This is a genomic window from Nostoc sp., assembly GCF_036917555.1.
GTDB lineage: Bacteria > Cyanobacteriota > Cyanobacteriia > Cyanobacteriales > Nostocaceae > Nostoc.
Genome location: NZ_JBALDD010000007.1, coordinates 55,726 through 79,274, shown reverse-complemented (window position 1 = coordinate 79,274; position 23,549 = coordinate 55,726). Strand labels below are relative to the sequence as shown.

Here is a 23,549-nt window from a genome sequence, read left to right as displayed (position 1 = left end):
ATTTTGAAAATGCTGTGTTTGATATTTGTGTGATTAAAAATTTATTCAGAAGTTGGCGAAAATTTGCGAGCTGCAGTTAAGGATTTTGCTTCAATAAAAATTTGTTTTATTTCTGGATGCTTTTGGCGAATTTTTACTTCTAAACTTTCTACAGTTAAGGCTATTTCCTCACCTGTAAGATTTTTAGAAAATTGAATTTCTAAGTTGAGTAATACTTCTTTTGGAGCAAGCTGCATTGTTAGTACACGTACAACTTCTTGCACTCCTGGTTCTGTTTTGGACAGAGAGCGTATATTGGTTATAGTTTGAGGATTAGCACTTTCACCAAGTAACAATCCTTTACTTTCTCTTGCTAGTACCACTGCTACTATAGCCAAGATAATGCCAATAATAATTGAGGCAATGCCATCAAAATAAACATTATTAAATAAATGTCCTAAAAAGATTCCGATTAAGGCAACGAATAAACCTAAAATTGCAGCAGTATCCTCAAATAATATTGTAAATACTGTGGGATCTTTACTGTTTTTGATTGCTTGCCAGAAATTTTGTTTACCCTTGGTCGGCAAAAACTCTTTTAAAGCTACAGTCCAAGAAAAACCCTCCAATAATATTGCCATACCTAACACAATATAATTCCACATTGGGTTTTCTAAAGGGCTAGGTTTAATTAAATGAGTGATTCCTTCATAAATTGACATCCCGCCGCCAAGGGCAAAGATGAGGATAGCAACGATGAAAGTCCAGAAGTAAAGTTCTTGACCGTAACCAAAGGGATGGCTATCATCTGCTGGCTTTTGGCTTCTCCGAATTCCCAGCAAAAGTACTAGTTGATCGCCAGTATCTACCACCGAATGAATCCCTTCAGATATCATGGCGGAACTGCCAGTAATCGAGGCAGCGATAAATTTAGTAATAGCGATCGCTAAGTTAGCGCCCATCGCTGCAAATATAGTTTTATGAGATGAATCAGATGCCATGAGAGTAAATAATAATTATCCAGAAACTTCTAATTCACCATCCAGATGGGTAACTTCCCATTAGGTTGGTTTGACATTGTGTCAAAACGTCTCCTACAGCCAAATTTAATCGTTGATTGTTATCAAACCAGGATTAACAGTAACTTTTGTAGGCATTATCTATCAGTTAACCATTCTCTGTAAAATCTGGATACAAGGTCATACCACCATCTACAAATAGAGTTGTACCATAGACATAATCAGAGTCATCAGAAGCCAACCAAACCGCTGCTTTAGCGATATCTTCTACATTACCCACACGTTTTGCTGGAATCAGTTTTAATAACTTTGCTTCTGCCTCTGGAGTATCCCAAGCTGATTTATTAATTGGGGTTTTGATTGCACCAGGGGCAATACTATTAACGCGAATTTTATGGGGTGCAAGTTCTTGAGCAATACTTTGCATCATCATATTTATACCGCCCTTACTAGCAGCATAATTAACATGACCCGCCCAAGGAATTACCTGATGCACTGAACTTATACAAATAATCTTACCTGCGGCAGATGAAATATGGGGCTGTACACCCCGGCGTAAGAATTCCTTTGCAGCTTCCCGCGCACATAAGAATTGTCCTGTCAGATTCACCTCAATAACTCTATTCCATTGCTCAAGGGTCATATCTACAAACGGTGAATCTTTTTGAAGACCTGCATTGTTTACTAAAATGTCAATAGTACCGAATTGCTCGATCGTCTGGCTGAACATCGCCTTTATTTCGTCTTCTTTGCTGACATCAGCTTGAATAGCATAAGCTTCACCATTAGCCGCTTTGATATCATCAACAAGTTTTTGGGCTGACTCAGCTTCCGAATGATAGTTGATAGCTACTGCTGCACCTGATAAAGCTAAATAGCGAGCGATCGCTTCACCAATACCAGAACTAGCACCCGTTACAAGTGCTTTTTGACCTTTGAGCAGGTAAGGGGAATAGCTCATAATGCTTTCAATACTTTTAAAACTTGATTCGTTGTGAGTGTCTGAATATTTGCAAGACTTTCATGATATTATTTTTGCTTTTTGGACATAGTAGTAACTTGGTGATTTAAATTGTCAAATCAGTAAGCTATTTATGAATAAAGCAAAACCTTTTTAATATTTTAAGAATATCTAGGATTTTTCTAATCTATCCAGAGAATGATAATTAGCATATTTTTTATAAATGATGTTTCAATTATTTGTCATTTGTGTGGCAATAGTTTGTTTTTATTTTCAAGATTTGTAAAATTGGAATTTGAAAGCTAACATCAATCTCAATAAAGATTTATGGTATATTCAAAGCAAGTTTGGTTAAAGTAAAATTTTTAGTTAATCAAATCTAAAATGAGCTAAAGTAATAAACCCATATAAATAAGACGTTAAAGACTTTTTAGCTGCCTCTAAAGTATCTGAGTTGATTGGCTATTGTCAAATATCCTATCTAATCATAAATAACCCTCTTTTAATTTTTGTAAAGGCAAATTTACATATAATATATGATCAATAAAAAAGATAGTTATTTTAGTAAGTTTTGACATTAATGAAAAATAATTGCTGAAAAAAGTAAGTATGTAAAAAGTTTTTTATTTCAAAAGTTACTTGAAGTATTTCAGTGCATCATAAATTTTCAATGTTTTTTAATTGGTTGATCTGTGGCGTTAGCACAGTATTCTTGAAAATATGAATGGTGCGTTAGGCGGATGGAAATTCCATGCAACGCATCTACATATTTAGACTCATGAAGGAGAAAGCGATGCCTGCTCTGTCTCTGAATAACCAAAATTTACCATACCCTGACCCTCTACACCCGATCGTTGTCCACTTTGTAATTGCGATGGTGCTTTTTTCTTTCGTGTGCGATGTGCTGGGCTATTTCACCCGTAACGTGCGGTTGTTTGAAGTGAGTTTCTGGAATATGTTTGTGGCCTCAGCAGCTATCTTTTTAGCGGTGATTCTTGGTCAGTTTGAAGCAGGTCTGGCGAACATTTACCCAGCAGTCCAACCAACACTGAATTTTCATACGGTGATGGGTTGGTCGCTGGCGGCTATTGTTGTTGGCATTACAGCTTGGCGTTTCGTGATTCGCAAACGCACTCCACGGAAAGTACCACCTGCTTACCTTGGTGCAGCAACCTTTTTAATCTGCTTAGTGTGCTTGCAAGTCTATCTAGGGAGCAAGTTAGTTTGGGTGTATGGGTTACACATTGAGCCAGTTGTGCAAGGAATGAAGCAGGGAGTTTCGCCATGAACTGGCAACTGATTGACCAGTTGAGATTGAGGCTGAATGCTAACGGATTACCTTATGAGATTCCGATACATCCGCAACTGGTGCATCTAACATTGGGTTTATTCATTCTTGCGATCGTTTTTGATATTGCCGGAGCGCTTTTTGCTTTAGAAAAACCAATCTTCAAATTTTTGGGTCTGCCTACCCTCCGTTCTGGTTTTTTTGATGTCGGCTGGTATAACCTCATAGGAGCAGCTTTTATCACCTTTTTCACGGTTGCAGCTGGTTTTTTCGAGCTACTGCTAGCAAATCCACCAATCGATCAAAAGAGCGTTTGGGGGTTAACTGCTGGTTGGACGATGCTTTTGCATGGTTTAGGTGGCGTTTTGCTGTTGGGAGCGATCGCAGCCATGACAGTATGGAGAGGTTTACAACGCTATCGCTGGCGCAAGGATGCTTCTAGGCAAGTGCAGTGGAGTTACTTGTTAGCAGGTATTGCAATATTGGGCATCTTGTTTGTCCACGGAACTTTGGGAGCGCAATTGGGAGAAGAGTTTGGAATTCACGTTACTGCTGCAAAGTTACTCCAAGAAGGTAAAAACCCAAATTTACTACCCAAATAATCAAGCAAGAAGCACTCTTACATGAGATTATTATGTTTAGTTTTTTTGAATATGTACTAATAGCGTTTTATGTCGCCGGGCTGCTAATTGTCAGTCGATGGATTGGACAACAGGCGTTTTCTTGGATGCCTCCCCAAGCGACAGCAGAAGCACAACGGGTAGATGATTTATTTAGTTTTTTAGTCTCAATTGGAGCATTCATCTTGCTGGGGCTGATTGGTGTTATTGTGTATGCGATCGCCTTTCATCGTGCCCGCCCGGAAGACTACAGCGAGGGACACCCTTCTAGAGGTGATGGGAGGCTGGAAATATTGTGGACAGCAATCCCGACTCTGTTAGTAGTATGGATTGCCTTCCAAAGTTTCAATATTTATCAGCAATTAGATATTTTGGGTCTAAACCAAATTGTGCATTTGCACACACCCCTAGAATCTGCACCCGCCTACGCTGCAACTATCAGCGATGTCCCCAAACCTGCATCTGAAACAATTGATGTTTTCGTTAAGCAGTGGGATTGGTCTTTCCGCTATCCAAATAATGTTACCAGCAAGGAATTACACTTGCCGATTAATCGCAGCACTCGCCTAAAGATGCAAGCACAGGATGTAATCCACGGTTTCTACGTTCCTGAGTTTCGCTTAAAGCAGGATATTGTGCCAGGGCGCAAGATTGACATTGTGCTAACACCCATTCGCCCAGGTAAATATCGACTGAAAGATTCTCAATTTAGTGGTACTTACTTTGCCTTAATGGAGGCAGATGTATACGTTGAATCCCTTGATAAGTATAATCAATGGCTCACGCAAACAGTTACTAGCGAAACTGCGAACGATAAAAATCAGGCAGTTGCCGAAAATATCCAACCACCAAAGACATTATTTAAAAGCGGCTGGCACACCATTACACCTCCTCAACCTGCTATAGCGAATCAAAGGAAGATAAATAATGACACATGATATGAGTGAAGCTATAGCCAAGAATAGAGAACATCAAAATGACTGGCGGCAATATTTCAGTTTCAGCACCGATCATAAGGTAATCGGTGTTCAGTACATGGTGATGACCTTCATCTTCTTTCTTCTCGGTGGGCTGTTGGCGATGATTATCCGTGCTGAGTTGCTCACCCCGGAAGCAAATTTAGTCGATCGCCCCCTCTACAATGGTTTATTCACCATGCACGGGACAATCATGATTTTCCTGTGGGTTATTCCCTTCAATGCAGGTCTTTCTAACTACTTAGTACCCCTGATGATTGGAGCGCGGGACATGGCTTTTCCCCTGCTCAACGCCATCTCTTTTTGGATTTTACCACCAGCAGGTCTTCTACTACTGTCTAGCTTTTTGCTACCTAACGGGACTGCACAAGCTGGTTGGTGGTCTTATCCACCAGTTAGTCTGCAAGTTCCAGGCGATCAGTTGATTAACGGTCAATTTATTTGGATAGTTAGCCTAGTACTAATCGGCATCTCTTCAATTATGGGGGCTGTCAACTTTGTTACTACTATCTTTTGGATGCGATCGCCAGGGATGACATTTTTCCGAATGCCCGTGTTTGTATGGTCGGTTCTCAGTGCCCAGTTGTTGCAGCTAATTAACTTACCAGCCTTGACAGGTGCATTAATACTACTGTTATTTGACCTCTCCTTCGGTACACAATTTTTTAAACCTGAAGGAAACGGCGATCCGATCATTTACCAACATTTATTTTGGTTCTACTCTCACCCCGCAGTGTATATCATGGCGCTACCAGCCTTCGGTATTATTGCAGAAGTTCTGCCAGCCTTTTCTCGCAATCCCTTATTTGGCTATCGGTCAGTTGCTCTTGCTTCTTTCGGTATCGCTGTAGTCAGTATTTTCGTCTGGGTGCATCACATGTTCACCAGTGCGACCCCCGACTGGATGCGGATGACCTTCATGGCCACCTCAATGTTAGTTGCTATACCCACTGGTGTTAAAGCATTCGCTTGGACTGCCACAATCTGGAGGAGCAAGTTGCACCTAGAGACACCAATGTTATTTGCAATGGGAGGTGCAGTAATGTTTATTTTTGGCGGTGTCACTGGTGTGATGCTTGCTGCCACGCCATTTGATATCCACGTCAATAATACTTACTTTGTAGTAGGTCACTTCCATTACATCGTTTTTAATACCATCACAATGGCAATCTTTGCCGGAATTTACTTCTGGTTTCCCAAAATAACTGGCAGGATGTACGCCGAGGGTTGGGGTAAGCTGCATTTTTGGTTGACCTTTATTCCTGCCAATATCACCTTTTTCTCCATGCATCCGTTAGGTTTGCAAGGAATGCTACGCCGAATTTCCTCCTACGATCCCCAGTATCAGGGATGGAATGTCATCGCTAGCCTGGGATCGTTCTTACTGGGAGCATCAACGCTGCCCTTTATTGCTAACATTGTCGGTTCCTGGCTATACGGAGCCAGAGCAGTTGATAATCCCTGGCACGCGACAGGATTGGAATGGACAACTTCCTCACCACCTCCGCGAGATAACTTTGAAGAGATTCCTGTTGTCAACAGACCTCCTTACGACTATGGCGATCCAAAATATTCATTCGTGGAAAATTCTGATAATGGTGAGTAATTCCGTTTCTTTATAAAGCTGCGCCAAATCCTAGCTTTTTTTTCAACGCAAAGGTACGCGGAGGTTTTCTAAAGATAATTCGCTATGTCCAAAAACCCAGATGAAAGCTGAATTTATTAATTACGAATTGGTATTATGCAACGTCGCACTCATACAGATGAAAGTCCGATCCGTTTTGACCAGTGGCGGCGACGCTTACCAAATTGGTTACAGCGCTTTCTGCCAAGTGGTGGCGGAAGTCATGAAGATCATCATGGTAAAGGAATGTTCGGATTTACTGTGTTCCTGTTGTCGGAAAGTATCATTTTTTTGAGTTTTATCTTTACTTATGTTGTTCTGCGACTGAATACCAATAACTGGCTACCACCCGGTATTTCTGGGCCAGAATTGTCTAAACTCGTAATTATTAATACAATAGTTTTGCTTTCTAGCAGCTTTGTTATTCAGCCAGCAGAAAATGCCCTCAAACGAAATCAATTGGGTAAATTTCGCGGGCTATGGCTGATAACGATCGCAATGGGAACCTACTTTTTAATTGGTCTATTAATTGAGTGGAAAAATCTTGATTTCAAGATTACTACAGGATTAGTTGGTTCCACATTCTATTTGCTGACAGGTTTCCACGGTTTACACGTTCTAGCTGGTGTAGTGCTTCAGATAATCATGCTGATTCGCTCATTCATTCCAGGCAATTATAATAAGACTCACTTCGGTACAAGTGCAACCACTTTATTTTGGCACTTTGTTGATGTAGTTTGGGTCTTCCTTTTCTCGCTTATCTACCTTTGGCAGGCATAAAAGTTTTCAGTTCACCAAGTATTTTCAGGAGTAACTTTATGAGTTTATTCATCCAAGAACTACCAGCCTCAGAACTCGCCCCAAAAGCAGTTCAAGAAACTCCCGCACCAGGTAAAGATCCACTCATTGCACAAGGTTTACAAAAAGAGCAATATATTGGCATTATTGGGCTAGCGATCGCTCTAATTGCTGCTGTGGGATTTTTTAGTCGTAGAGTCGAATACGCTATTGCTTTCGCTTTATTCCTCAGCGTTATTTTAATTGCATTATTTTTATTTATATAGTGAATTTGTCATTTGTATTTTCGCAAAAGTCTTAGTTTTGACTCTTTCTTTACATCTCTGTACCAGACAAAACAATCTGATTTAAATGCGTTACATCCTGGCAAATTAATTTATTTGACAATACTTGGGAGATATTTTATGAACAGCCCAGTTTATCAAACTATAATTGTCGGTGGTGGCTTCACCGGCTTATTTACAGCCTTACACCTAGCTCACGAACATTATCCTCGCTCTGTAATTTTGATCGATCAAAATGAAAGCTTTTGCTTTAAGCCATTACTCTACGAATATTTCAGTGGCGAGATGGATGCTTTTCAAGTAGTACCACGTTTTGTAGAATTGCTTAAAGGCAGCGGTGTAATTTTTGTTCAAGATGCAGTGGAATCGATAGACTTGCATCAACAACAAGTTAAATTAGCTTCGGGAAACTCCTACAACTACAGTAACTTAGTCTTAGCTTTGGGTAGTGTTACTGCTTATCATCATCTTGAAGGTGCTAAAGAATACGCTTTCCCTTTTTGGACAGAAGCAGATGCGATCGCTCTCGATCGGCATTTAGGCGATTGTTTGCAAAAAGCAATCAAAACTGAAGATCCAGAACAACGTCGTCAACTGCTAACAGTAGTTGTGGTTGGTGGTGGTGCAAGTGGTGTGGAAATGGCAGCTACCTTAGCTGATTTACTCCCACATTGGTATAGCGCTATGGGAGGAAATTCTACTGAAATCCGGGTGGTATTGCTCAATCATGGTAAAGAAATCCTCAATGGTGATACTAACGATCCTCTGCGCCCAATTGCTGAGAAAGAATTACAAAAACGCACGATCCCAATTGAAATACTTACGGGAACAGAAGCCACTATTATTCATGCCAACGCCATTGAATATAAGCGGAATCAGCAAATTGAGACATTGCCAACATACACCACAATCTGGACAGCTGGTACTTCTATTCATCCACTAATTAAAGATTTACCAATTTCCCAAGAACATCGGGATCGTAGCGATCGCCTCCTAGTTACTCCTACTATGCAACTACTCGACTTTCCTGAAGTCTTTGCAGGCGGTGATTGTGTAGCAGTTGAGGATAAATCACTACCACCAACAGCCCAAGTTGCTTATCAGCAAGGAGCCAATATTGCCCAAAATTTGAAAGCATTAGCTTTAGGTGAAGACCTCAAACCAGCAAAGGTAAATCTACGCGGAACTCTCTTAAAATTAGGGTTAAATGATGCTGCTGCTAACTTATTCAATATTTTTGAAGTTGCAGGCGAATCCGGGCATTTAATTCGTCAAGGTACTTATTTAACACTATTGCCAACACCAATTCATGACTTTAAAGCAACAACTGAATGGGTGGATGAAGAGATTTTTCATCACCACCTTGACCCTCATGATGTAGGCAAAAAAGTTGTCCAAGCAGTGGAAGTGGTTGGTGCAGGAGTTATGGGCGTTTTAGCTGCCAGGAAATTATTGAAAATGTTGGGTTCGGAGAATAAAAGAGACTAGGGATTAGTAATCTGTCCCAATTTCGTGCGACATAAATTTTAATACATTTAGTCATGCTTTTGTCACAATTTCGCAATAGCTTTGTCAATACGACGTGTGATGCTATAGCTCTGGCTTGGGAAATAGTCTCAGACTAAACCCACACACCAGAATCTACAGAGGAGAATCACTTAAGGCACAGTTCCTTATGAAGATGACTCTTTAAATAAAAATTGCAAAATCTCATACAGTTGTAAGGAACAAGAAGATGAATTGGAAAGTACTTGCTTTGCTCCCTGTTTTGACTCTAGCTACTGCTATGCCTGCTTACTCTTTAACTAATAATAAAAGCCAAAATCCGGCTACTGCTACCCATACTGCCCAAAGTACTCAGCAAGGCAACACCATGAAAAAAGCTAATGCTGTACCAAAGCTTAATGCCAAGCACAAGTCTAATCATTTAGCAAAGCGTAGTACTGGTACTGTACTGACAGTAGGCAGCAGAGGAGAGACAGTGAAAACTGCTCAGAATTCTTTAAAACAGCAAGGATTTTATACAGCAAGTGTGAATGGTGTGTTTGATAACAAGACTCGTACAGCTGTCATCAAATTTCAGAAATCTAAAGGATTAAGAGCAGATGGAATAATTGGACATCGGACTTTAGCTGCTCTTAAGTAAAATAGTTTACTAATATCCTGATTGCTGAAATGCTTTAAAGACAAAAGGCTAGGAAATAAATTCTAGCCTTAAAATACTAACCCGACTTTTTCTATTTTTCTATCTGTGTAGGTCGCGGAGCCACTGCATTGTGGAGCCAGCAAGTTATTCTCTACCAGACGCTATGCGAACGCGAAACGTCTCGTAGAGAAGGGGGTTTCCCGACTTGTTTGCTTTTAGCCATCTTCTTCAAGATACTTCAAAAATCCCTCTAGTAATTGATAGCAATTTTTCGTAATCCTTTGGTGTATCAATATCCATATCCCCTAGTGGAAACGGAATAGAAAAAACTTCATTGATGTTATTATTAATAACTTTTTTTGCTCCTGAAGTTTCTTTTAAAGCAGTAAGTTCTGAAAAAAATGCCTGACTAAATAGAGCAGGTACACCTAATGTATCCCCATATTTACAAGCAATAATCGATTTTTTTGTCGAATAATATGCATCAACAAGTTGATTAATAATTTGGGGAGAAACAAATGGCTGATCGCAAAGTGTAATAACTACTGCTTCTATTTTTTGCGGAAGATTATTTAACAATTCAACACCACTTTTGATTGAAGTACTCATTCCACAAGCCCAATCCAAGTTCTTAACTACTTTAACGGGAAGTTGTTTAATTTGGGGATGAATCTGTTCGGCGTTGGCTCCAAGTACTACTACCACAGGTTGACAAACTGAAGCGATCGCCATTTCTGTAATATATTTTAAAAAACTACGCCCTTGGTAAAGCAATAGTTGTTTCGGTGTACCCATACGAGTAGATGCACCAGCAGCAAGAATCATAATGGCTATGGTTGATTTCTCGTTATCTATAGCAGTCATAAAAACTATGTGGTAAGTAGCAAGTTTGAGTTGCTTTCATAGCATTGGTGAATTGGTTGATTGCGATTTCTTAAAAAATTACCATTGCGATTTTTTAGCACTGCTTGAATTTCTGCAATAATAGCGATCGCTATTTCTTCTGGTGTATCTGCTCCGATATCAATCCCAATTGGCCCATGCAATCTAGTTAATTGTTCAGTACTATAAACTATTCCTTGCGAACCTAAATCTTCAAGCAATCTTTCAGTACGCGCCTTGGGCCCTAAAACCCCTATGTACCGTGCAGGAGATGGCAGCAACGTTTTCAAAATTTCCAGGTCATCAAGATAATTATGTGTCATCACTACAGCAACTGTGTTGGCATTTATAAATACCTGTTTATCTACAATTTCTCGCCGAGTGAGAATCACATCACAAGCTATTGGAAATCGCGCTCTAGTTGCCTCATTAGCTCGACAATCGACTACAGTAACATCCCAACCTAATGCTTGAGCAAACTGTGCTACGGGTACAGCATCATAACCAGCACCAAATATTACTAAACGCGTGGGTGGTTGGATGACTTCAATAAAAACTTCTGCACGGCCTAAAGGTAACTGATAATTTTTTACACTAGACTTTTGATTAGTAAAAGCTACTTGAGTATCTGCAAGCAGAGATTGAATTAAATTTGAATCTTTGATATCAGTAATAATTTTACCATTTGGATACAGCAGTAAGCGCGACCCAAGTTTCACATCTACCTCGCCTTCAAAGGCAAAGACTGTAGCAATAATACCCAAATGTTTTTGATCAAAGCACTCTTGTGTAAAAGCGATCGCATTTGGTGAACTTTGTTTTTCAAGACGTTCGATGAGAACTTGCACTGTCCCATTGCACCCCAAACCAAAGCCCCAAAGAATATCTTCCGAGGCGGTGTTATCGTAAGTAACAACAATTGGTTCGCCGTCCGACATTCGTTGTTGAGTATGCTCAAATACGTCGTTTTCCAAGCAACCAGCGCTGATTGTTCCAATCATCCGACCTGTATCTGTCATCAACATTTTGGCACCCGGTCGGCGATAGGTTGAACCTTGAGTTTTGACTACAGTAGCAAGAAAAGTAATTTCACCATTTTTTTGACTTGACTGGAAGCCTTCTAAAATTGCTTGTAATTCGTTCATTTGATTGCTTGTTTTTCTGTTTTTAGCAGTTTGTCAGCTTGAGTAGGCAGTCCCAATAAAAACAATGTGATGACTGTGCCATTGTGCATCGCCTTTATTTTCATAAGAAGTCTATTGCGCCAATTAAAATATCTATCTACAGGCTGAATTTGAATTGAACACAAAGTCTAGGTTGTTATAACCAAACTATACCAAAAATGGACAAATAGTAACCCAAGTTGCACCCTGATCAAGTTGTAGGCGCTTACGAAACAGAAGGCTTTCATCGGTGGCTGGGTATTTTATTACTGGTAAGTGCTTATGAGAAACGATAATTTTCCAGCAACTGAGCGATCGCTTTTCTTTCTTGCGTGCTTCTAGGCAGAATGTCATGAAGAAAAGGTGAAACCCTGACGAGTGATTCTGGTTTATACCAATGAAAACTCAGTAAATCTCAGAAAATGGGATAAACATTAAGCTTTGGTTAAAAAATTTAATTTTAATTGTAGAGCGTGACACTTTCTACCTTAAAATATGAATCAAATTTCATATAAATTGCTATTCATTTGTGATAGCAGCAGTTGTTAATCTTTACTGAACACGAGAGCGTTCGCTGCCAAGTAACTTAAGAAACAAGAAAAACCTATTCCTTTAAAGGTAATGAAAAATAGCAGCAAGAAGCAGGTTAACTGCGTAGAAAAGCTGAAGGTGCTGGCAGATGAAACTCGTCTAGCAGTACTAGAACTTCTGATCGACAGTCCCAAACACGTGGGAGAGATGAATGCAATTTTGGGCTTGGAACAAAGCCTGCTCTCCCATCATTTACAAGTTCTGCGTCGCTCCCAGTTGGTTGTGCGATCGCGTGATGGGAAAGCAGTTCTCTACCGCCTGGCTCCAGAAGTGGAAGTGACTACAGGCAAAGCTTTGAACCTTGGCTGTTGTGTCCTCTGTTTTAACTAAAAACCCAATTTCGGGTTGAAAAGCAATAATGAAAAATTCTCAAATTTTACCTCTGGCGATTGGGTTGGCTACCTGCGTTTGGTTACAAGGCTGTGATTCAGCAAATCGAGGTGCAAATAATCCAAATCAGCTTCAGGGAAAACTAGTACTTACTGGCTCCAGTACAATTGCGCCGTTGGCGGCTGAAATTGGCAAGCGTTTTGAATCTCAGCATCCAGGTGCGCGAGTTGATGTGCAATCAGGGGGATCTTCGCGTGGGGTTTCTGATGCTCGTCAAGGCGTGGCTAATGTTGGCATGGTTTCCCGTGCTTTGAAGCCAGAAGAAAACGATTTAAAAGCATTTTCTATTGCCCGTGATGGAGTGACGGTAATTCTCCACAAAGACAATCCAGTAAAATCGCTCAACGACAAGCAAGTTGTAGATATTTACACAGGGAAGGTGAATAACTGGAAGCAAGTGGGAGGTACAGATGGAGCGATTACAGTTGTTAACAAAGCCGAAGGACGTTCCACTTTAGAATTATTTACTCATTATTTCAAACTTAAAAATACAGACATCAAAGCCCAAGTAGTAATTGGTGACAATCAGCAGGGAATTAAGACAGTTGCAGGAAACCCTAATGCAATTGGTTATGTATCGATCGGGTCAGCAGAAAATAGTGCAGCCAATGGAGTAGCTATTAAGCTACTACCTGTAAATGGTATAGCTGCAACAACAGCCAACGTCCAGAATAGTACTTTTCCGATTTCTCGTCCACTTAATTTAGTAACTAAAACCCAACCTCAAGGATTGACAAAAGCATTTCTTGATTTCGCGCAATCACAACAGGTAAATGACATTGTTCAAAAGCAAAACTTTGTCGTCGTCTCCAAATGACTTTTGGTTAGTCTGGATACTGCGTTTTCTAGGGGTAATAGCAGGGGCGATCGCACTTTTAATTATCGTCTTTCTGATTCTTGAGTCTCTACCAGTCCTCAATCATGTCGGAATAACACATTTTTTTACAGACTCTTCCTGGAACCCGACCGCCGGATTATATAATCTCTTCCCGATGTTATTGGGTACATTTTTGGCAATGGTTGGCTCAGTAGCGATCGCTACACCTATTGGAATTCTGTCTGCGGTTTTTTGTCAATTTTACGCTCCACCCGCAATGGCTCGGTTATACCGTCGCTTAATTGAACTATTAGCAGGAATTCCTTCTGTAGTCTATGGTTTTTGGGGATTGGTGGTGCTGGTTCCGATGATTGGTAGGATACATCCACCGGGGCCAAGTCTACTCGCGGGTATTGCCATTCTCACAGTGATGATTTTGCCAACAATAGCGCTTGTAGCCGATGCCAGTTTAGCGAAAGTCCCAACTTCTTACCTTCAAGGAGCAGCAGCTTTAGGATTATCCCGTTGGGGAACTATCTCTAGAGTCGTGCTTCCTGCTGCCAAATCTGGATTATTCACAGGCTTAATTTTAGAAACAGGTCGAGCAATTGGCGAAACAATGGCTATTTTGATGGTGTGTGGCAATGTGGTACAAATGCCAAAAAGTATATTTGACCCCATCCGCACGTTGACGGCTAATATTGCTCTGGAAATGGCTTATGCTACAGCAGACCACCGTTCGGCGTTGTTTGTTAGCGGTTTAGTCTTGATGGGAATGATTGTGCTGTTAGTTGCTGTTGCGGAAGTCATCAGTCAAGGAAAAATATATGGGTGAACCTGTTGTAAATCCTAAAGATTGGTTGCCAACAATCATTGTTTGGACAACTGCTGCCCTAGTTACTGGTATCTTCCTTTGGATACTCAGTGATATCCTTTGGCATGGTATAGGACACTTGACGTGGGAATTCTTGACAACTGAACCAGAAAATGCTGGTAGAGAAGGGGGAATTTCCAGCATTCTTGTTTCCACTTTTCTGATTATGACAGTGTGTATGGCGGTTTCTATCCCTATTGGTGTTGGTACAGCCGTTCTCTTGGCAGAATTCACTCCCATAGATAGTTGGTTTGGTGGGTTGGTGCGGCGCAGTTTAGATGTACTGGCAGGAGTTCCTTCTATAGTCTTTGGATTGTTTGGCAACATCTTCTTTTGTCAAGTTTTGGGGCTGGGATTTTCTATTTTGTCGGGAGGATTGACCTTGGGGTGTATGGTGCTACCAATCTTAATTCGCTCTACAGAAGAAGGATTTCGTGCTGTTCCAAATGAGTATAGATTAGGAGCCGCAGCCCTTGGTTTTTCCCGTACAACAACGCTATTTCAACTGTTGTTACCTGCTGCTGTCCCTGGTTTGGTTGTGGGATTGGTGCTGGGTATTGGTCGAGCGATCGCCGAGACTGCGGCTTTAATTTTTACTAGTGGTTACGTAGATAGAATGCCAGAATCACTGCTGGATTCCGGGCGTGCGCTCTCGATTCATATTTTTGATTTATCAATGAACGTCTCTGGAGGAGATGCCAATGCTTACGCCTCAGCATTAGTCTTGCTGGTATCACTGCTGGTAATTAATGGTACGGCAGCATGGATTGCAGATAATTGGTTGCACAGGAGAATTTTTTCTGCATGAAATCGGCAAATATCGCTACTGGAATTGTCGAACCGTTGATTGAAACGGAGAACTTAACCCTGCAATACGGGCAAAAAACCGCGTTTGCTAATGTTAATTTGAGTGTGAATTTGGGGGAAATTTTGGCATTGGTGGGGCCTTCTGGTTGTGGAAAAACTAGCTTTTTGAGTTGCCTAAATCGGTTGACAGATATGATTCCCCAGTGTCGAGTCAAAGGGCGGATTCGCATAGGTACTTTAGACGTGCTAAATACCAAAACAAATGCAAACGCGCTGCGGCGGCAAGTTGGGATGATTTTCCAAAAGCCTAATCCTTTTCCTTTATCAATTTGGAAGAATCTGGAATTACCCTTGCGAGAACATGGTATCCGCAAAGAACAAATCGATGCGATCGTCGAAACAAGCCTGAAAGATGTTGGACTTTGGGATGAAGTAAAAGACCGACTGCAAACCTCTGCCTTAGCACTTTCTGGCGGACAGCAGCAAAGGTTGTGCATAGCTAGAGCCTTGGCTTTGCAACCAGAAATTTTGTTATTCGATGAACCTTGTAGCGCCCTCGATCCAATTGCCAGTGGAATAGTTGAAGACTTAATTACTAGTTTGCGTCAGCGTTATACTTTGCTGATTGTGACGCATAACCTAGCGCAAGCCAAGCGCATCGCTGATCAAGTTGCTCTGTTCTGGGTGCAGTCAGGTGTTGGACAATTGATTGAGTCAGGTTCAGTGCAGCAAATTTTTGAGTACCCCCAACATCCTTTAACAGCAGCTTATGTCACGGGTGCAAGGGGTTGATTTGAAAAATATAGAAATACAGAATTATCGCAAAACAAAGATTTACGAAACGGACTCTAAGTAGAGGTTGTCATGACTGCGGTATGCACACATTTACTTCAGCATTCGAGGAGCAGGGCCACGAGTGGTATCCAATCCTGACACACGTGGTAGGGTAATCGTTTTGCCTGTTTGTGCGGCTTCGTAAATCAACGCGATCAGTTTTTGGTCTTGCAAACCTTCTTCCCCAGGTGTATGTGGTTGCTTATTCTGAATCACACAATCAGCCATGTGATCGATTTCTAAGGCAAACTGATTTTTCTCACCTATCCGCACTTCGCTGATGTTTTCTGCCATGCTATTGGTGGGCGATTTGCGTGAAATCATCATCCGCAAACCGTTGTAGGAAAACCCCGGATCGAGTTGTGCCCAAGCATCAGAGCCGAAAACGCGGAAACGACGCGCTTCGTGAAAGCCATAGCTAGTTGAGCAAATTCCTAGTATTCCACTGGGAAACCGCAGCTGGAAGGTGACACTTTCTTCCACTTCTTTGAAGCGGGGATCGCCAGGAGTGCTGAAGATTTGGGCGCTAATTGCGATCGGTTCCTCTCCCGTTAAATAGCGAGTTGCATTCAAGCAATAAATTCCCACATCCGGTAAAGAGCCACCTCCGGCTAAGGCGCGTTTCAATCGCCACTGATTTAAGTCACCTCCCTGGTTTTGTCCGTTATCTGCCTGAATCACCTTCACAGTTCCCAATTCTTTGCTACGGATCATCTGAATCATCGCGCGATGGTGTGGCTCATATTGGCAGCGATAAGCAATCATCAGCTTGCGATCGGCTTGTTTGCACGCGTCGATCATCTGTTGAGCATCTTCGACTGTGGTTGCCATTGGCTTTTCACACAGAATATGCTTTCCAGCTTTTGCACCACGCACCGTATATTCCCGGTGCATACTGTTAGGCAGTACAATATAAATCACATCAACGTCTGGATTGTTGCGGAGATTGTCGTAATTCTGATAGTTGTAAACATTCTGCGGTTTAATGCCATACTGCTGTGCAACTTGATTAGCTTTAGCAGCATCACCACTAACCAATGCAGCTGGCTTTGCTAGTTTACATTCTGCGAACGCAGGCATGATTTCTTCTAATGTCAATCTGCCAAGTCCAACGATCGCAAATCCTAAGCGTCGCTCTGGAGGTAATGCAGTTGGTGGCCCCCCTGTCTCAACCTCAGTTTTTTCTGAGATGGGTGGAAACTCAATCTGAGGCGGTAACGGGCCTCCGCGTGGGGTTGCTTGTCCAGTTGGCTGTTGAGCAGTAACCTCTTCGCCCATACTACCAATTGCGGCGGCTGAAATGGCTCCTAACCCACCTGTAGTCAGAATCTGACGACGAGAAATTTTTCCTTTAAACAATTCAGGCATCGTGGTTTCTTAATTCTTAATGATGAAATTTTGGATTGAGTACAGCAATTTGTAGCAAATTCAATTTAGGAATACCTTGCAATGCCATTGTGTTGCCTAACAATGCCATTGTGTGCCTGAAAATGCTAATACGTTTCTTTGCAATTAAAAACGCTACGCTTTTATGCAAAACTTTACTTAAAGAACCCAAGAAATAAATTATCTAATTCCTTCATGCAACGCTGATATTAGACTCCTTTCATCCAACCTCCCTAGATCCAGGGCAGCATAACTTTGGGGAAAACCCCAAGCCATACTGCCGAAGCTCTTATGGACGCTTGTGACCAAATAATTACTAATTCGTAATGACGCTCAATGACTCGCTAACGCTGCGCTAACGTAATTCGTAATTATTAAAAGGGTACAAGCCCCTACTAAATTTTTGATTTAGTGGTCAACAAGATAGTGGGAAGTTGAGAGCAAGCACTAATTGCAACTACAAATTACTGTCTTCTCTACGAGACGCTTTGCGAACGTAGCGGTAGCGAGTCCGCGTACTCTGTAAGAGTTGCAAGCTACGCTTTTAGCGTCTCGTAGAGAGCGTCATTATCAATTACGAATTATTTTGACGCGTTGTCATCTCATTCCCAGACGCTTTACCTCTGGTCAACCCCCAAGAGCCAAAGCTACACTTTATAACTAATTACCCGGACATGATATTACGGAGTACTAGTTGGAGTTGGGGTGCTAGTTGGAGTGAAGGTGCTAGATGGAGTTGGGGTGCTAGTTGGAGTGAAGGTGCTAGTTGGAGTTGGGGTGCTAGTTGGAGTTGGGGTGCTAGTTGGAGTGGAGGTGCTAGTTGGAGTTGGGGTGCTAGTTGAACTTCCAGAATCAACAAGGGAACGAACCTGTTGCAGGTGTTCTTGGAGGATTGGTAGACTTTGAGCCGCAAATGCTTTCACATCTGGATCTTGTCCCTGTTCAGCTTCAGTTTGAAATGCAGAGACATCCTTTTCATGATCTTGAAGCATATGATTCAAATATTGGCGATCAAATCTAGCACCAGAAAGTTTGGATAAGCTTCGCTGGATTTGCTTATTTTTTCTGTCGAGACTAGTTGGCAGCGTTACACCTTTTTGAGTCGCCAACTGTTTGAGTTGATTGTTTACCAGGGTATGGTCTTGAACCATACGCTCTCCATACTCTTTTACCGCATTGCTAGCTCCACGTCGTGATGCTAGTTGTCCTAGTTGGACTTCTGCTAAACCACCTTGAGCAGCTTCATTGATAAACTCTCTGTCTGAATAACTGAGGCTATTTTGCCCTGATGTAGTTGGTGATGCACTTGGGGATGGACTTTCTGTCGTTCGCACAGATTGAGCAGGTGGAGCTTCAGATATATTATCGTCATGGGGCGTAGTTGGTGTGCAACCAGTTGCCAGAGACAAGGCGATCGCCACTATACCAGTAGAATATATTTTGAAGTTGGACATAATTGTTCTCCTTGGATAAAGCTATATTTTGAAACATCGAATGAAAAACAAGCGCATCGAGTAAGTTAGTTACGATATCACTGTCCATGATGCTGAGTCCTTAATATGCAATGCGTTTCATAATGATGATGTTTTTGCATATTGTCTTACTTTAAGGAAATCTGGACATGATAAGTCAATCTTTTTTTACCTTCCTATAACATTTCAAGGCTTTGAGGATAAATACATCTTCCAATCGACAGACTCAGCAGCATTAAATAATGGGCTTTTTGTGAAAATGCATCGGTTCATATGTAATTGATCTAACTCACAACTGCGAAATTGCGTAGGCGTAGCCCGCACAACTCTTGGAGACGCTCTTGCTAGCTTGCTTCCACGTTCGCGTAGCATCCCGTAGGGAAGTGGTATGACAAAGCTACTTCGACTTCCTTCGGCTTCGCTCAGGACAAGACGCTCAGTACAAGTCAGTGACCCTCGTAGACATCGCTCTTTACGTAAACAAAACGGTTAAATAGAGTATTAATATTTACCCAAGCCAAGCTGGATTCATGGCTGTACTATCATTTTGGGTTGTAGTCTTATATCGTTCGTACTGCCCTTTAGCAGCTGCCTCACGGGTACGTGTTAACAGTGCTGTAACTCGTGCTTGATCCATTGGCTCAAACGTGCGGACTGCCTCAAACGCCTGGTCTAGAATTTTCATGCTGTCAATGCCCGTAATTACAACTGAGGTTGGCAAATTCATTGCGTAGTGTAGACACTCGATCGCACTAACCGTGTTGCTTCTGAGAATGTAAGACTCCCCAATCGTTTTCATTGCCAATACACCAATGTTGTTTTTTACTAGCACAGGTAAAACCTGGTGTTCAAAACTTCTAAAATGGGCATCCATTACATTCAAGGGCATCTGCACGGTGTCGAAGCGGAAACCATTTTGTGCAGCACTTTCCAGCATCTGAAGGTGAATCTGGGGATTTTTATGTCCTGTAAAACCGATATAGCGAATTTTACCTGCTTTTTGCGCTTCAACGGCTGCCTCCATTGAGCCACCGGGGGCAAACACCCGATCGGGGTCTTCAAAGCGGAGTATTTCATGATGCTGCAATAAATCAATATAATCGACCTGCAAATCTTTGAGCGATTCATCAATCTGCATTTTGGCAGCGGCTTTGGTACGACCGTCGATTTTCGTCATTAGGAAGACCTTTTGGCGATAACCATTCTTAAGAGCATTTCCCATCCAACGGTGGCTACGTCCATTATGATAGTCCCAAGAGTTATCCATAAAGTTGATGCCGCGATCAATGGCACTGCGGATCAATTTGATACTTTCTTGCTCTTCTTCAATTTTTCCAATGTGATATCCCCCCAAGCCAATCACAGATACTTGTTCTTTAGTGCGTCCCAGGTTGCGATACAACATTTCGCCGCGTCGCATTGAAGCCGGTGAACTTTGGGCTAGCAGTTGAGTTTTTTCATCAACAGGTTCTGCTTGGGCAAGGATCGGTTGCAAAAATCCTTCCGAAACTGCAAGTCCTGCTGCCACTAATCCCGAAGCAGAAGCAGTTTTTAACAAGCTGCGTCTACTGATTTCCATAATTGTCTCCTACAAGCAACAACAGGAATGAGCCGTATATTATCACGGCTATTTGGCACAGAGACTCTAGCTAAGGTGTGTTTTGAAGGATACTCCGCAAGATGCATTCACAATGCTTACTTTTTGTTTTAGCTTGCTTGATTTAAAACTTTATCGATAAAGGTAGAAGTCAAAGTGCAGCAGGAAAACTGCCTCTAAGGGATTTCTAAGTACAAAAATAAGTAGATGGACAAAAATATTTACAGTCATTGCAAGTAAAGCGTAAAGCTTTGTCTTAACAAAGACACTGCGCGTAGCTTGCTTCCCCGTAGGGGTACAGCATAACTTCATTTAGCGCAAAGCGTCTTGTTGGCGCAGCCTCTCCAAGAGAAGAGAAGCAACGCCAGCCTTTGCGATCGCTTTTGCTTATTTCTTCAATTGCAAGAGATGTACAGATATTCCATACCCGCTCATGTACTTGACACTACTTTGCGGGGCGCTAAAAAGCCAAGGACAATTGCTACCAAGAACAATGCTGGAACATCACCAAACAGATGTCCCTGTTCAACAGGGTCAATTACTGCATGTACCGCCATGATCAGCCCGTGGACTAAACTTGACCAGACGGTGAACCAGATTAAACTGAGGTGAGCTTCTGGTTGCCTTGAAGCTAACAGCAAAAAGACACCAAGCGTTGCATAAACACCAACGATCATCTGTTCGTATTCGTGCTGACGTGGTTGCCATAACCACCCTGATGCCCAGACCTGACTCAGCGGATAGATAAGTAGAAAAGCTATTCCAATAAGAACCAGAGCAATTCGTAAATACCGATCGCGCTCATCCATTGTTTTAACCTCCACGATTTTCCAGTGCAGTCTCTATAAACAAAACTGTATAATTTTGTGATTTTATTCCCACTAGTAACACTTCGGCTTTGGAGTGTTAGAAATTTTAATGCTCCTCGTGGTTTAAAACTGATTCAACTGTGAGTGCAAGTCGATGCATTCACAATGCAAGTCGATGCATTCGCAATTCTTACTCCGTTTCACTGTTTACTCTGGGGCTTGCTGTTTGCGCCGACGCATGTAGGCACAAGCGACACCTGCAAGCGCTAGACCTGCAATTGTGTTCGGTTCAGGAACAGTAGCCGTATTCGTTTCATTTGCGGTAGATAATCTCAAGGTAAAATCGACAGGCAATCCATCGCTGACCGTGCGCTGAATGCGGAACACTTCACCAGGGTTGACGCGCGCGCCTGTGAATGTTGCAACGGAGTTGTTTTCAGATAGCGTCACCTTGTAAAGGTTTGAAGTAACAGTGCCAAATTGAGCGTCAGGGCTTAACAGACGATACACAATATCACCGACAGAGACATCCAAGTTATTTAAGTTATTGTTAATCCTTAGTGCAGGTCCCGATCCCGTCGTCAGAGTAGGACTAACATATGGCAGGGACGTAGCTCCTAGCTGGGTGAAACTGAAGACTGGTTCACCGAAGGGAGGCGCTGGGAGAACGTCTAAGGCTTGATTAACGAGCGAGACTGCTTGTGCAGCCGTTGCAGTACTAACTAAGGTAGCTAATGCTAGAATAGTCGAGAGTGCGAACTTTTCGGTTTTCACGATTTTGAATGGACTCCTAATTAGAACTATAATCATCAAAGCTAGCCAATTGAACTTAAAGATGCACAGATGGAAGGTAGGGATTTAATAGGCCTCATCAACACAAAATTTCCTACTCAAGGCAACTGGAAAACTGAGCGATAACTTAAGAAAACCAGATTGATTTTGTAGAGATAACTAGATATCTATGTTTTCCTACTAATTTACTCTCACCACAGCATCCTTAAAAATCACTAGTATCATAATAGATTCACTAAGCTTTTTATTGTCTTCTTTACTGGCTTCACAAAAACTTTAAAATAGTTGATCGCCCTCTTAAGTCACCTTCAGTAGACTGAAAAATGAGTGCGCTCGATCGCTAATCGTGTGATTGAGCTTTCATCGTTTCGGCGATCGCATTGTAAGTAGTCGGCGTTGCAGTTTATGAGAGATGCGATCGCGCTAACTTTAAAGAGCCACGGCAGCAAATATCTTTTAACTCCGTACCGGGCGCTTGCGTCCGTCCAGTGCAACGCGCTTGTTAGTCTGCAATTGACTTCTCAATGTTCAATCTCATCAACCCACTTTGCTATTTTATGTCTAGTCAAAGATGCTTTTGACTCAAAAGCACGTTGAGTCCAAAAAGTCTTCTAGTGCATACAAATCCACCGAATCGAGGTCTTTGGGATGGATGACTACTGTTAATTTCTTTGTTACAAAGTCTTTCTTTGACGCAGCAATGAAGGAAATAACAATCAATTTCATTAAAGTCATGCGGGGAAGATTCGTCCGAGCAAGATCGGAACCAATTATCGGGATAGTAACCTCTAATCCATGACCTTTTAGCCGCACCTTTTCCCAGAGGCAACTTAACGAATACCAGATATCATCAGCAGTTGCTTTGACTTTCAAATCATTCCCTATAAAACCATAGGCATTTAAGAAGAATCGTCTATCTGGCGACCCCAACACAAGAGTTGTGCCGATTGGATATCGCCAAAATTTTCCCTTTTTTTTATTCGGTTCCCTCTTTTTGTCAGCCTTGAAAGGCTCTAAAGCAATATCGATCTCAGCATCCAATCGTTTTTGGTCGCCATGATACACTCCCGTGAGAAATTGCCCTTGGACACTTGAGGGTTTGATGACCTCCCCCAATTCCGTATCGAAAACATCGTTAGTCCCGATTACTAAGTGCCCAGGTTCATCAAAAAGGTCGCCTATTTTAATCTCTATCGTGGCATTGGGTGAAGACAATGACCTGAAAACCGAAAAGCGAGGAAAGTTTAGTGCGATCGCAATCAGTAAGGAAAGGAAAATTAATCCACCATAACCCCACCATCCCCATTTGAACCATTCAGGTAGTAAAAGTCCTGCTGGTTCTAAAAATAGCCAGATCACACCGAAGATACTAACAGATGTAGCTCCTAATTTTTTGAGTTTGATAGAGGTTAGAAGCTTGAAGAACATTGCAATGTTCG

The 23,549-nt window shown here is 41.8% G+C and carries 25 protein-coding genes; 13 read left to right on the top strand and 12 right to left on the bottom strand.

Going from position 1 to position 23,549, the window contains the following annotated elements; genetic code table 11:
* Nucleotides 1–41: 41 nt before the first annotated feature.
* On the bottom strand, nt 42–980 hold the full coding sequence (locus V7K60_RS02745; protein ID WP_334922734.1) for a cation diffusion facilitator family transporter: 939 nt from the start codon (nt 978–980) through the stop codon (nt 42–44).
* Between the two features lie 166 nt (nt 981–1,146).
* On the bottom strand, nt 1,147–1,959 hold the full coding sequence (locus V7K60_RS02740; RefSeq protein WP_334922732.1) for an SDR family oxidoreductase: 813 nt from the start codon (nt 1,957–1,959) through the stop codon (nt 1,147–1,149).
* 793 nt (nt 1,960–2,752) lie between these two features.
* Here V7K60_RS02740 and V7K60_RS02735 point away from each other — a divergent pair.
* The 8 genes from V7K60_RS02735 to V7K60_RS02700 all read left to right on the top strand — a co-directional run bounded on the left by V7K60_RS02735 (nt 2,753) and on the right by V7K60_RS02700 (nt 9,696).
* Complete coding sequence (locus V7K60_RS02735) at nt 2,753–3,247, top strand: DUF2231 domain-containing protein (protein ID WP_334922730.1); 495 nt, start codon at nt 2,753–2,755, stop codon at nt 3,245–3,247.
* On the top strand, nt 3,244–3,849 hold the full coding sequence (locus V7K60_RS02730; protein ID WP_334922728.1) for a DUF2231 domain-containing protein: 606 nt from the start codon (nt 3,244–3,246) through the stop codon (nt 3,847–3,849). The genes V7K60_RS02735 and V7K60_RS02730 overlap by 4 nt, the downstream gene beginning before the upstream one ends.
* A 32-nt stretch (nt 3,850–3,881) precedes the next feature.
* Nucleotides 3,882–4,805, top strand: coding sequence for a cytochrome c oxidase subunit II (locus V7K60_RS02725; RefSeq protein ID WP_334922726.1), 924 nt, complete (start codon nt 3,882–3,884; stop codon nt 4,803–4,805).
* A complete protein-coding gene (locus V7K60_RS02720) occupies nt 4,795–6,450 on the top strand; it encodes a cytochrome c oxidase subunit I (protein WP_334922724.1) in 1,656 nt (551 codons plus the stop codon). Before V7K60_RS02725 ends, V7K60_RS02720 begins: the two co-directional genes overlap by 11 nt.
* Nucleotides 6,451–6,585: 135 nt before the next feature.
* Nucleotides 6,586–7,248, top strand: coding sequence for a cytochrome c oxidase subunit 3 (locus V7K60_RS02715; protein ID WP_334922722.1), 663 nt, complete (start codon nt 6,586–6,588; stop codon nt 7,246–7,248).
* 38 nt (nt 7,249–7,286) lie between these two features.
* Nucleotides 7,287–7,532, top strand: coding sequence for a hypothetical protein (locus V7K60_RS02710; protein WP_334922720.1), 246 nt, complete (start codon nt 7,287–7,289; stop codon nt 7,530–7,532).
* Between the two features lie 138 nt (nt 7,533–7,670).
* Nucleotides 7,671–9,038 (top strand): NAD(P)/FAD-dependent oxidoreductase, encoded by a 1,368-nt coding sequence (locus V7K60_RS02705; protein WP_334922718.1) that lies wholly within the window; start codon nt 7,671–7,673, stop codon nt 9,036–9,038.
* A 247-nt stretch (nt 9,039–9,285) separates the two neighbouring features.
* Nucleotides 9,286–9,696 carry a peptidoglycan-binding domain-containing protein gene (locus V7K60_RS02700; RefSeq protein WP_334922716.1) on the top strand — a complete coding sequence of 137 codons (411 nt, stop codon included), beginning with the start codon at nt 9,286–9,288 and terminating at the stop codon, nt 9,694–9,696.
* Between the two features lie 228 nt (nt 9,697–9,924).
* On the opposite strand, the gene V7K60_RS02695 is transcribed toward V7K60_RS02700, so the two are convergent.
* The 3 genes from V7K60_RS02695 to V7K60_RS02685 all read right to left on the bottom strand — a co-directional run bounded on the left by V7K60_RS02695 (nt 9,925) and on the right by V7K60_RS02685 (nt 12,095).
* Nucleotides 9,925–10,560 carry a nucleotidyltransferase family protein gene (locus tag V7K60_RS02695; protein WP_334922714.1) on the bottom strand — a complete coding sequence of 212 codons (636 nt, stop codon included), beginning with the start codon at nt 10,558–10,560 and terminating at the stop codon, nt 9,925–9,927.
* A 5-nt stretch (nt 10,561–10,565) separates the two neighbouring features.
* Nucleotides 10,566–11,723: an XdhC family protein gene (locus tag V7K60_RS02690; protein ID WP_334922712.1), complete on the bottom strand. Its 1,158-nt coding sequence runs from the start codon at nt 11,721–11,723 to the stop codon at nt 10,566–10,568.
* A 186-nt stretch (nt 11,724–11,909) separates the two neighbouring features.
* The gene (locus V7K60_RS02685) at nt 11,910–12,095 is read right to left on the bottom strand and encodes a hypothetical protein (protein WP_334922710.1); all 186 of its coding nucleotides are present in this window, start codon (nt 12,093–12,095) and stop codon (nt 11,910–11,912) included.
* Nucleotides 12,096–12,362: 267 nt separating this feature from the next.
* Between V7K60_RS02685 and V7K60_RS02680 the strand changes: the two genes are divergently transcribed.
* From V7K60_RS02680 to V7K60_RS02660, 5 genes are read left to right on the top strand one after another with little or no spacing between them, the layout of a single operon-like run.
* Complete coding sequence (locus V7K60_RS02680; protein ID WP_099102599.1) at nt 12,363–12,662, top strand: ArsR/SmtB family transcription factor; 300 nt, start codon at nt 12,363–12,365, stop codon at nt 12,660–12,662.
* Between the two features lie 28 nt (nt 12,663–12,690).
* The gene (locus V7K60_RS02675) at nt 12,691–13,539 is read left to right on the top strand and encodes a phosphate ABC transporter substrate-binding protein (protein ID WP_334922708.1); all 849 of its coding nucleotides are present in this window, start codon (nt 12,691–12,693) and stop codon (nt 13,537–13,539) included.
* Complete coding sequence (gene pstC, locus V7K60_RS02670; protein ID WP_334922706.1) at nt 13,496–14,374, top strand: phosphate ABC transporter permease subunit PstC; 879 nt, start codon at nt 13,496–13,498, stop codon at nt 14,372–14,374. Before V7K60_RS02675 ends, pstC begins: the two co-directional genes overlap by 44 nt.
* Nucleotides 14,367–15,221, top strand: coding sequence for a phosphate ABC transporter permease PstA (pstA, locus tag V7K60_RS02665; protein ID WP_334922704.1), 855 nt, complete (start codon nt 14,367–14,369; stop codon nt 15,219–15,221). Before pstC ends, pstA begins: the two co-directional genes overlap by 8 nt.
* The gene (locus V7K60_RS02660) at nt 15,218–16,012 is read left to right on the top strand and encodes a phosphate ABC transporter ATP-binding protein (protein ID WP_334922702.1); all 795 of its coding nucleotides are present in this window, start codon (nt 15,218–15,220) and stop codon (nt 16,010–16,012) included. Before pstA ends, V7K60_RS02660 begins: the two co-directional genes overlap by 4 nt.
* 93 nt (nt 16,013–16,105) lie before the next feature.
* Here V7K60_RS02660 and V7K60_RS02655 read toward each other — a convergent pair whose 3' ends face one another.
* The 7 genes from V7K60_RS02655 to V7K60_RS02625 all read right to left on the bottom strand — a co-directional run bounded on the left by V7K60_RS02655 (nt 16,106) and on the right by V7K60_RS02625 (nt 23,538).
* Complete coding sequence (locus V7K60_RS02655) at nt 16,106–17,422, bottom strand: Gfo/Idh/MocA family protein (RefSeq protein WP_334922701.1); 1,317 nt, start codon at nt 17,420–17,422, stop codon at nt 16,106–16,108.
* A gap of 698 nt (nt 17,423–18,120) precedes the next feature.
* Nucleotides 18,121–18,894 carry a DUF4142 domain-containing protein gene (locus V7K60_RS02650; protein WP_334922700.1) on the bottom strand — a complete coding sequence of 258 codons (774 nt, stop codon included), beginning with the start codon at nt 18,892–18,894 and terminating at the stop codon, nt 18,121–18,123.
* A 526-nt stretch (nt 18,895–19,420) separates the two neighbouring features.
* A complete protein-coding gene (locus tag V7K60_RS02645) occupies nt 19,421–20,491 on the bottom strand; it encodes an aldo/keto reductase (protein ID WP_334922698.1) in 1,071 nt (356 codons plus the stop codon).
* A 449-nt stretch (nt 20,492–20,940) separates the two neighbouring features.
* The gene (locus V7K60_RS02640; RefSeq protein WP_334922696.1) at nt 20,941–21,318 is read right to left on the bottom strand and encodes a DUF6632 domain-containing protein; all 378 of its coding nucleotides are present in this window, start codon (nt 21,316–21,318) and stop codon (nt 20,941–20,943) included.
* 207 nt (nt 21,319–21,525) lie between these two features.
* The gene (locus tag V7K60_RS02635; RefSeq protein WP_334922694.1) at nt 21,526–22,128 is read right to left on the bottom strand and encodes a PEP-CTERM sorting domain-containing protein; all 603 of its coding nucleotides are present in this window, start codon (nt 22,126–22,128) and stop codon (nt 21,526–21,528) included.
* A 290-nt stretch (nt 22,129–22,418) separates the two neighbouring features.
* Nucleotides 22,419–22,559 carry a hypothetical protein gene (locus V7K60_RS02630; protein WP_334922692.1) on the bottom strand — a complete coding sequence of 47 codons (141 nt, stop codon included), beginning with the start codon at nt 22,557–22,559 and terminating at the stop codon, nt 22,419–22,421.
* Nucleotides 22,560–22,692: 133 nt separating this feature from the next.
* The gene (locus V7K60_RS02625; RefSeq protein WP_334922690.1) at nt 22,693–23,538 is read right to left on the bottom strand and encodes a macro domain-containing protein; all 846 of its coding nucleotides are present in this window, start codon (nt 23,536–23,538) and stop codon (nt 22,693–22,695) included.
* Between the last annotated feature and the right edge of the window lie 11 nt (nt 23,539–23,549).

Excerpts from the sequence above, each read along its gene's own strand:
- V7K60_RS02745 (WP_334922734.1), bottom strand. The coding sequence starts at position 980 with ATGGCATCTGATTCATCTCATAAAACTATATTTGCAGCGATGGGCGCT.
- V7K60_RS02740 (WP_334922732.1), bottom strand. The coding sequence starts at position 1,959 with ATGAGCTATTCCCCTTACCTGCTCAAAGGTCAAAAAGCACTTGTAACG.
- V7K60_RS02735 (WP_334922730.1), top strand. The coding sequence starts at position 2,753 with ATGCCTGCTCTGTCTCTGAATAACCAAAATTTACCATACCCTGACCCT.
- V7K60_RS02730 (WP_334922728.1), top strand. The coding sequence starts at position 3,244 with ATGAACTGGCAACTGATTGACCAGTTGAGATTGAGGCTGAATGCTAAC.
- V7K60_RS02725 (WP_334922726.1), top strand. The coding sequence starts at position 3,882 with ATGTTTAGTTTTTTTGAATATGTACTAATAGCGTTTTATGTCGCCGGG.
- V7K60_RS02720 (WP_334922724.1), top strand. The coding sequence starts at position 4,795 with ATGACACATGATATGAGTGAAGCTATAGCCAAGAATAGAGAACATCAA.
- V7K60_RS02715 (WP_334922722.1), top strand. The coding sequence starts at position 6,586 with ATGCAACGTCGCACTCATACAGATGAAAGTCCGATCCGTTTTGACCAG.
- V7K60_RS02710 (WP_334922720.1), top strand. The coding sequence starts at position 7,287 with ATGAGTTTATTCATCCAAGAACTACCAGCCTCAGAACTCGCCCCAAAA.
- V7K60_RS02705 (WP_334922718.1), top strand. The coding sequence starts at position 7,671 with ATGAACAGCCCAGTTTATCAAACTATAATTGTCGGTGGTGGCTTCACC.
- V7K60_RS02700 (WP_334922716.1), top strand. The coding sequence starts at position 9,286 with ATGAATTGGAAAGTACTTGCTTTGCTCCCTGTTTTGACTCTAGCTACT.
- V7K60_RS02695 (WP_334922714.1), bottom strand. The coding sequence starts at position 10,560 with ATGACTGCTATAGATAACGAGAAATCAACCATAGCCATTATGATTCTT.
- V7K60_RS02690 (WP_334922712.1), bottom strand. The coding sequence starts at position 11,723 with ATGAACGAATTACAAGCAATTTTAGAAGGCTTCCAGTCAAGTCAAAAA.
- V7K60_RS02685 (WP_334922710.1), bottom strand. The coding sequence starts at position 12,095 with ATGACATTCTGCCTAGAAGCACGCAAGAAAGAAAAGCGATCGCTCAGT.
- V7K60_RS02680 (WP_099102599.1), top strand. The coding sequence starts at position 12,363 with ATGAAAAATAGCAGCAAGAAGCAGGTTAACTGCGTAGAAAAGCTGAAG.
- V7K60_RS02675 (WP_334922708.1), top strand. The coding sequence starts at position 12,691 with ATGAAAAATTCTCAAATTTTACCTCTGGCGATTGGGTTGGCTACCTGC.
- pstC (WP_334922706.1), top strand. The coding sequence starts at position 13,496 with ATGACATTGTTCAAAAGCAAAACTTTGTCGTCGTCTCCAAATGACTTT.
- pstA (WP_334922704.1), top strand. The coding sequence starts at position 14,367 with ATGGGTGAACCTGTTGTAAATCCTAAAGATTGGTTGCCAACAATCATT.
- V7K60_RS02660 (WP_334922702.1), top strand. The coding sequence starts at position 15,218 with ATGAAATCGGCAAATATCGCTACTGGAATTGTCGAACCGTTGATTGAA.
- V7K60_RS02655 (WP_334922701.1), bottom strand. The coding sequence starts at position 17,422 with ATGCCTGAATTGTTTAAAGGAAAAATTTCTCGTCGTCAGATTCTGACT.
- V7K60_RS02650 (WP_334922700.1), bottom strand. The coding sequence starts at position 18,894 with ATGTCCAACTTCAAAATATATTCTACTGGTATAGTGGCGATCGCCTTG.
- V7K60_RS02645 (WP_334922698.1), bottom strand. The coding sequence starts at position 20,491 with ATGGAAATCAGTAGACGCAGCTTGTTAAAAACTGCTTCTGCTTCGGGA.
- V7K60_RS02640 (WP_334922696.1), bottom strand. The coding sequence starts at position 21,318 with ATGGATGAGCGCGATCGGTATTTACGAATTGCTCTGGTTCTTATTGGA.
- V7K60_RS02635 (WP_334922694.1), bottom strand. The coding sequence starts at position 22,128 with ATGATTATAGTTCTAATTAGGAGTCCATTCAAAATCGTGAAAACCGAA.
- V7K60_RS02625 (WP_334922690.1), bottom strand. The coding sequence starts at position 23,538 with ATGTTCTTCAAGCTTCTAACCTCTATCAAACTCAAAAAATTAGGAGCT.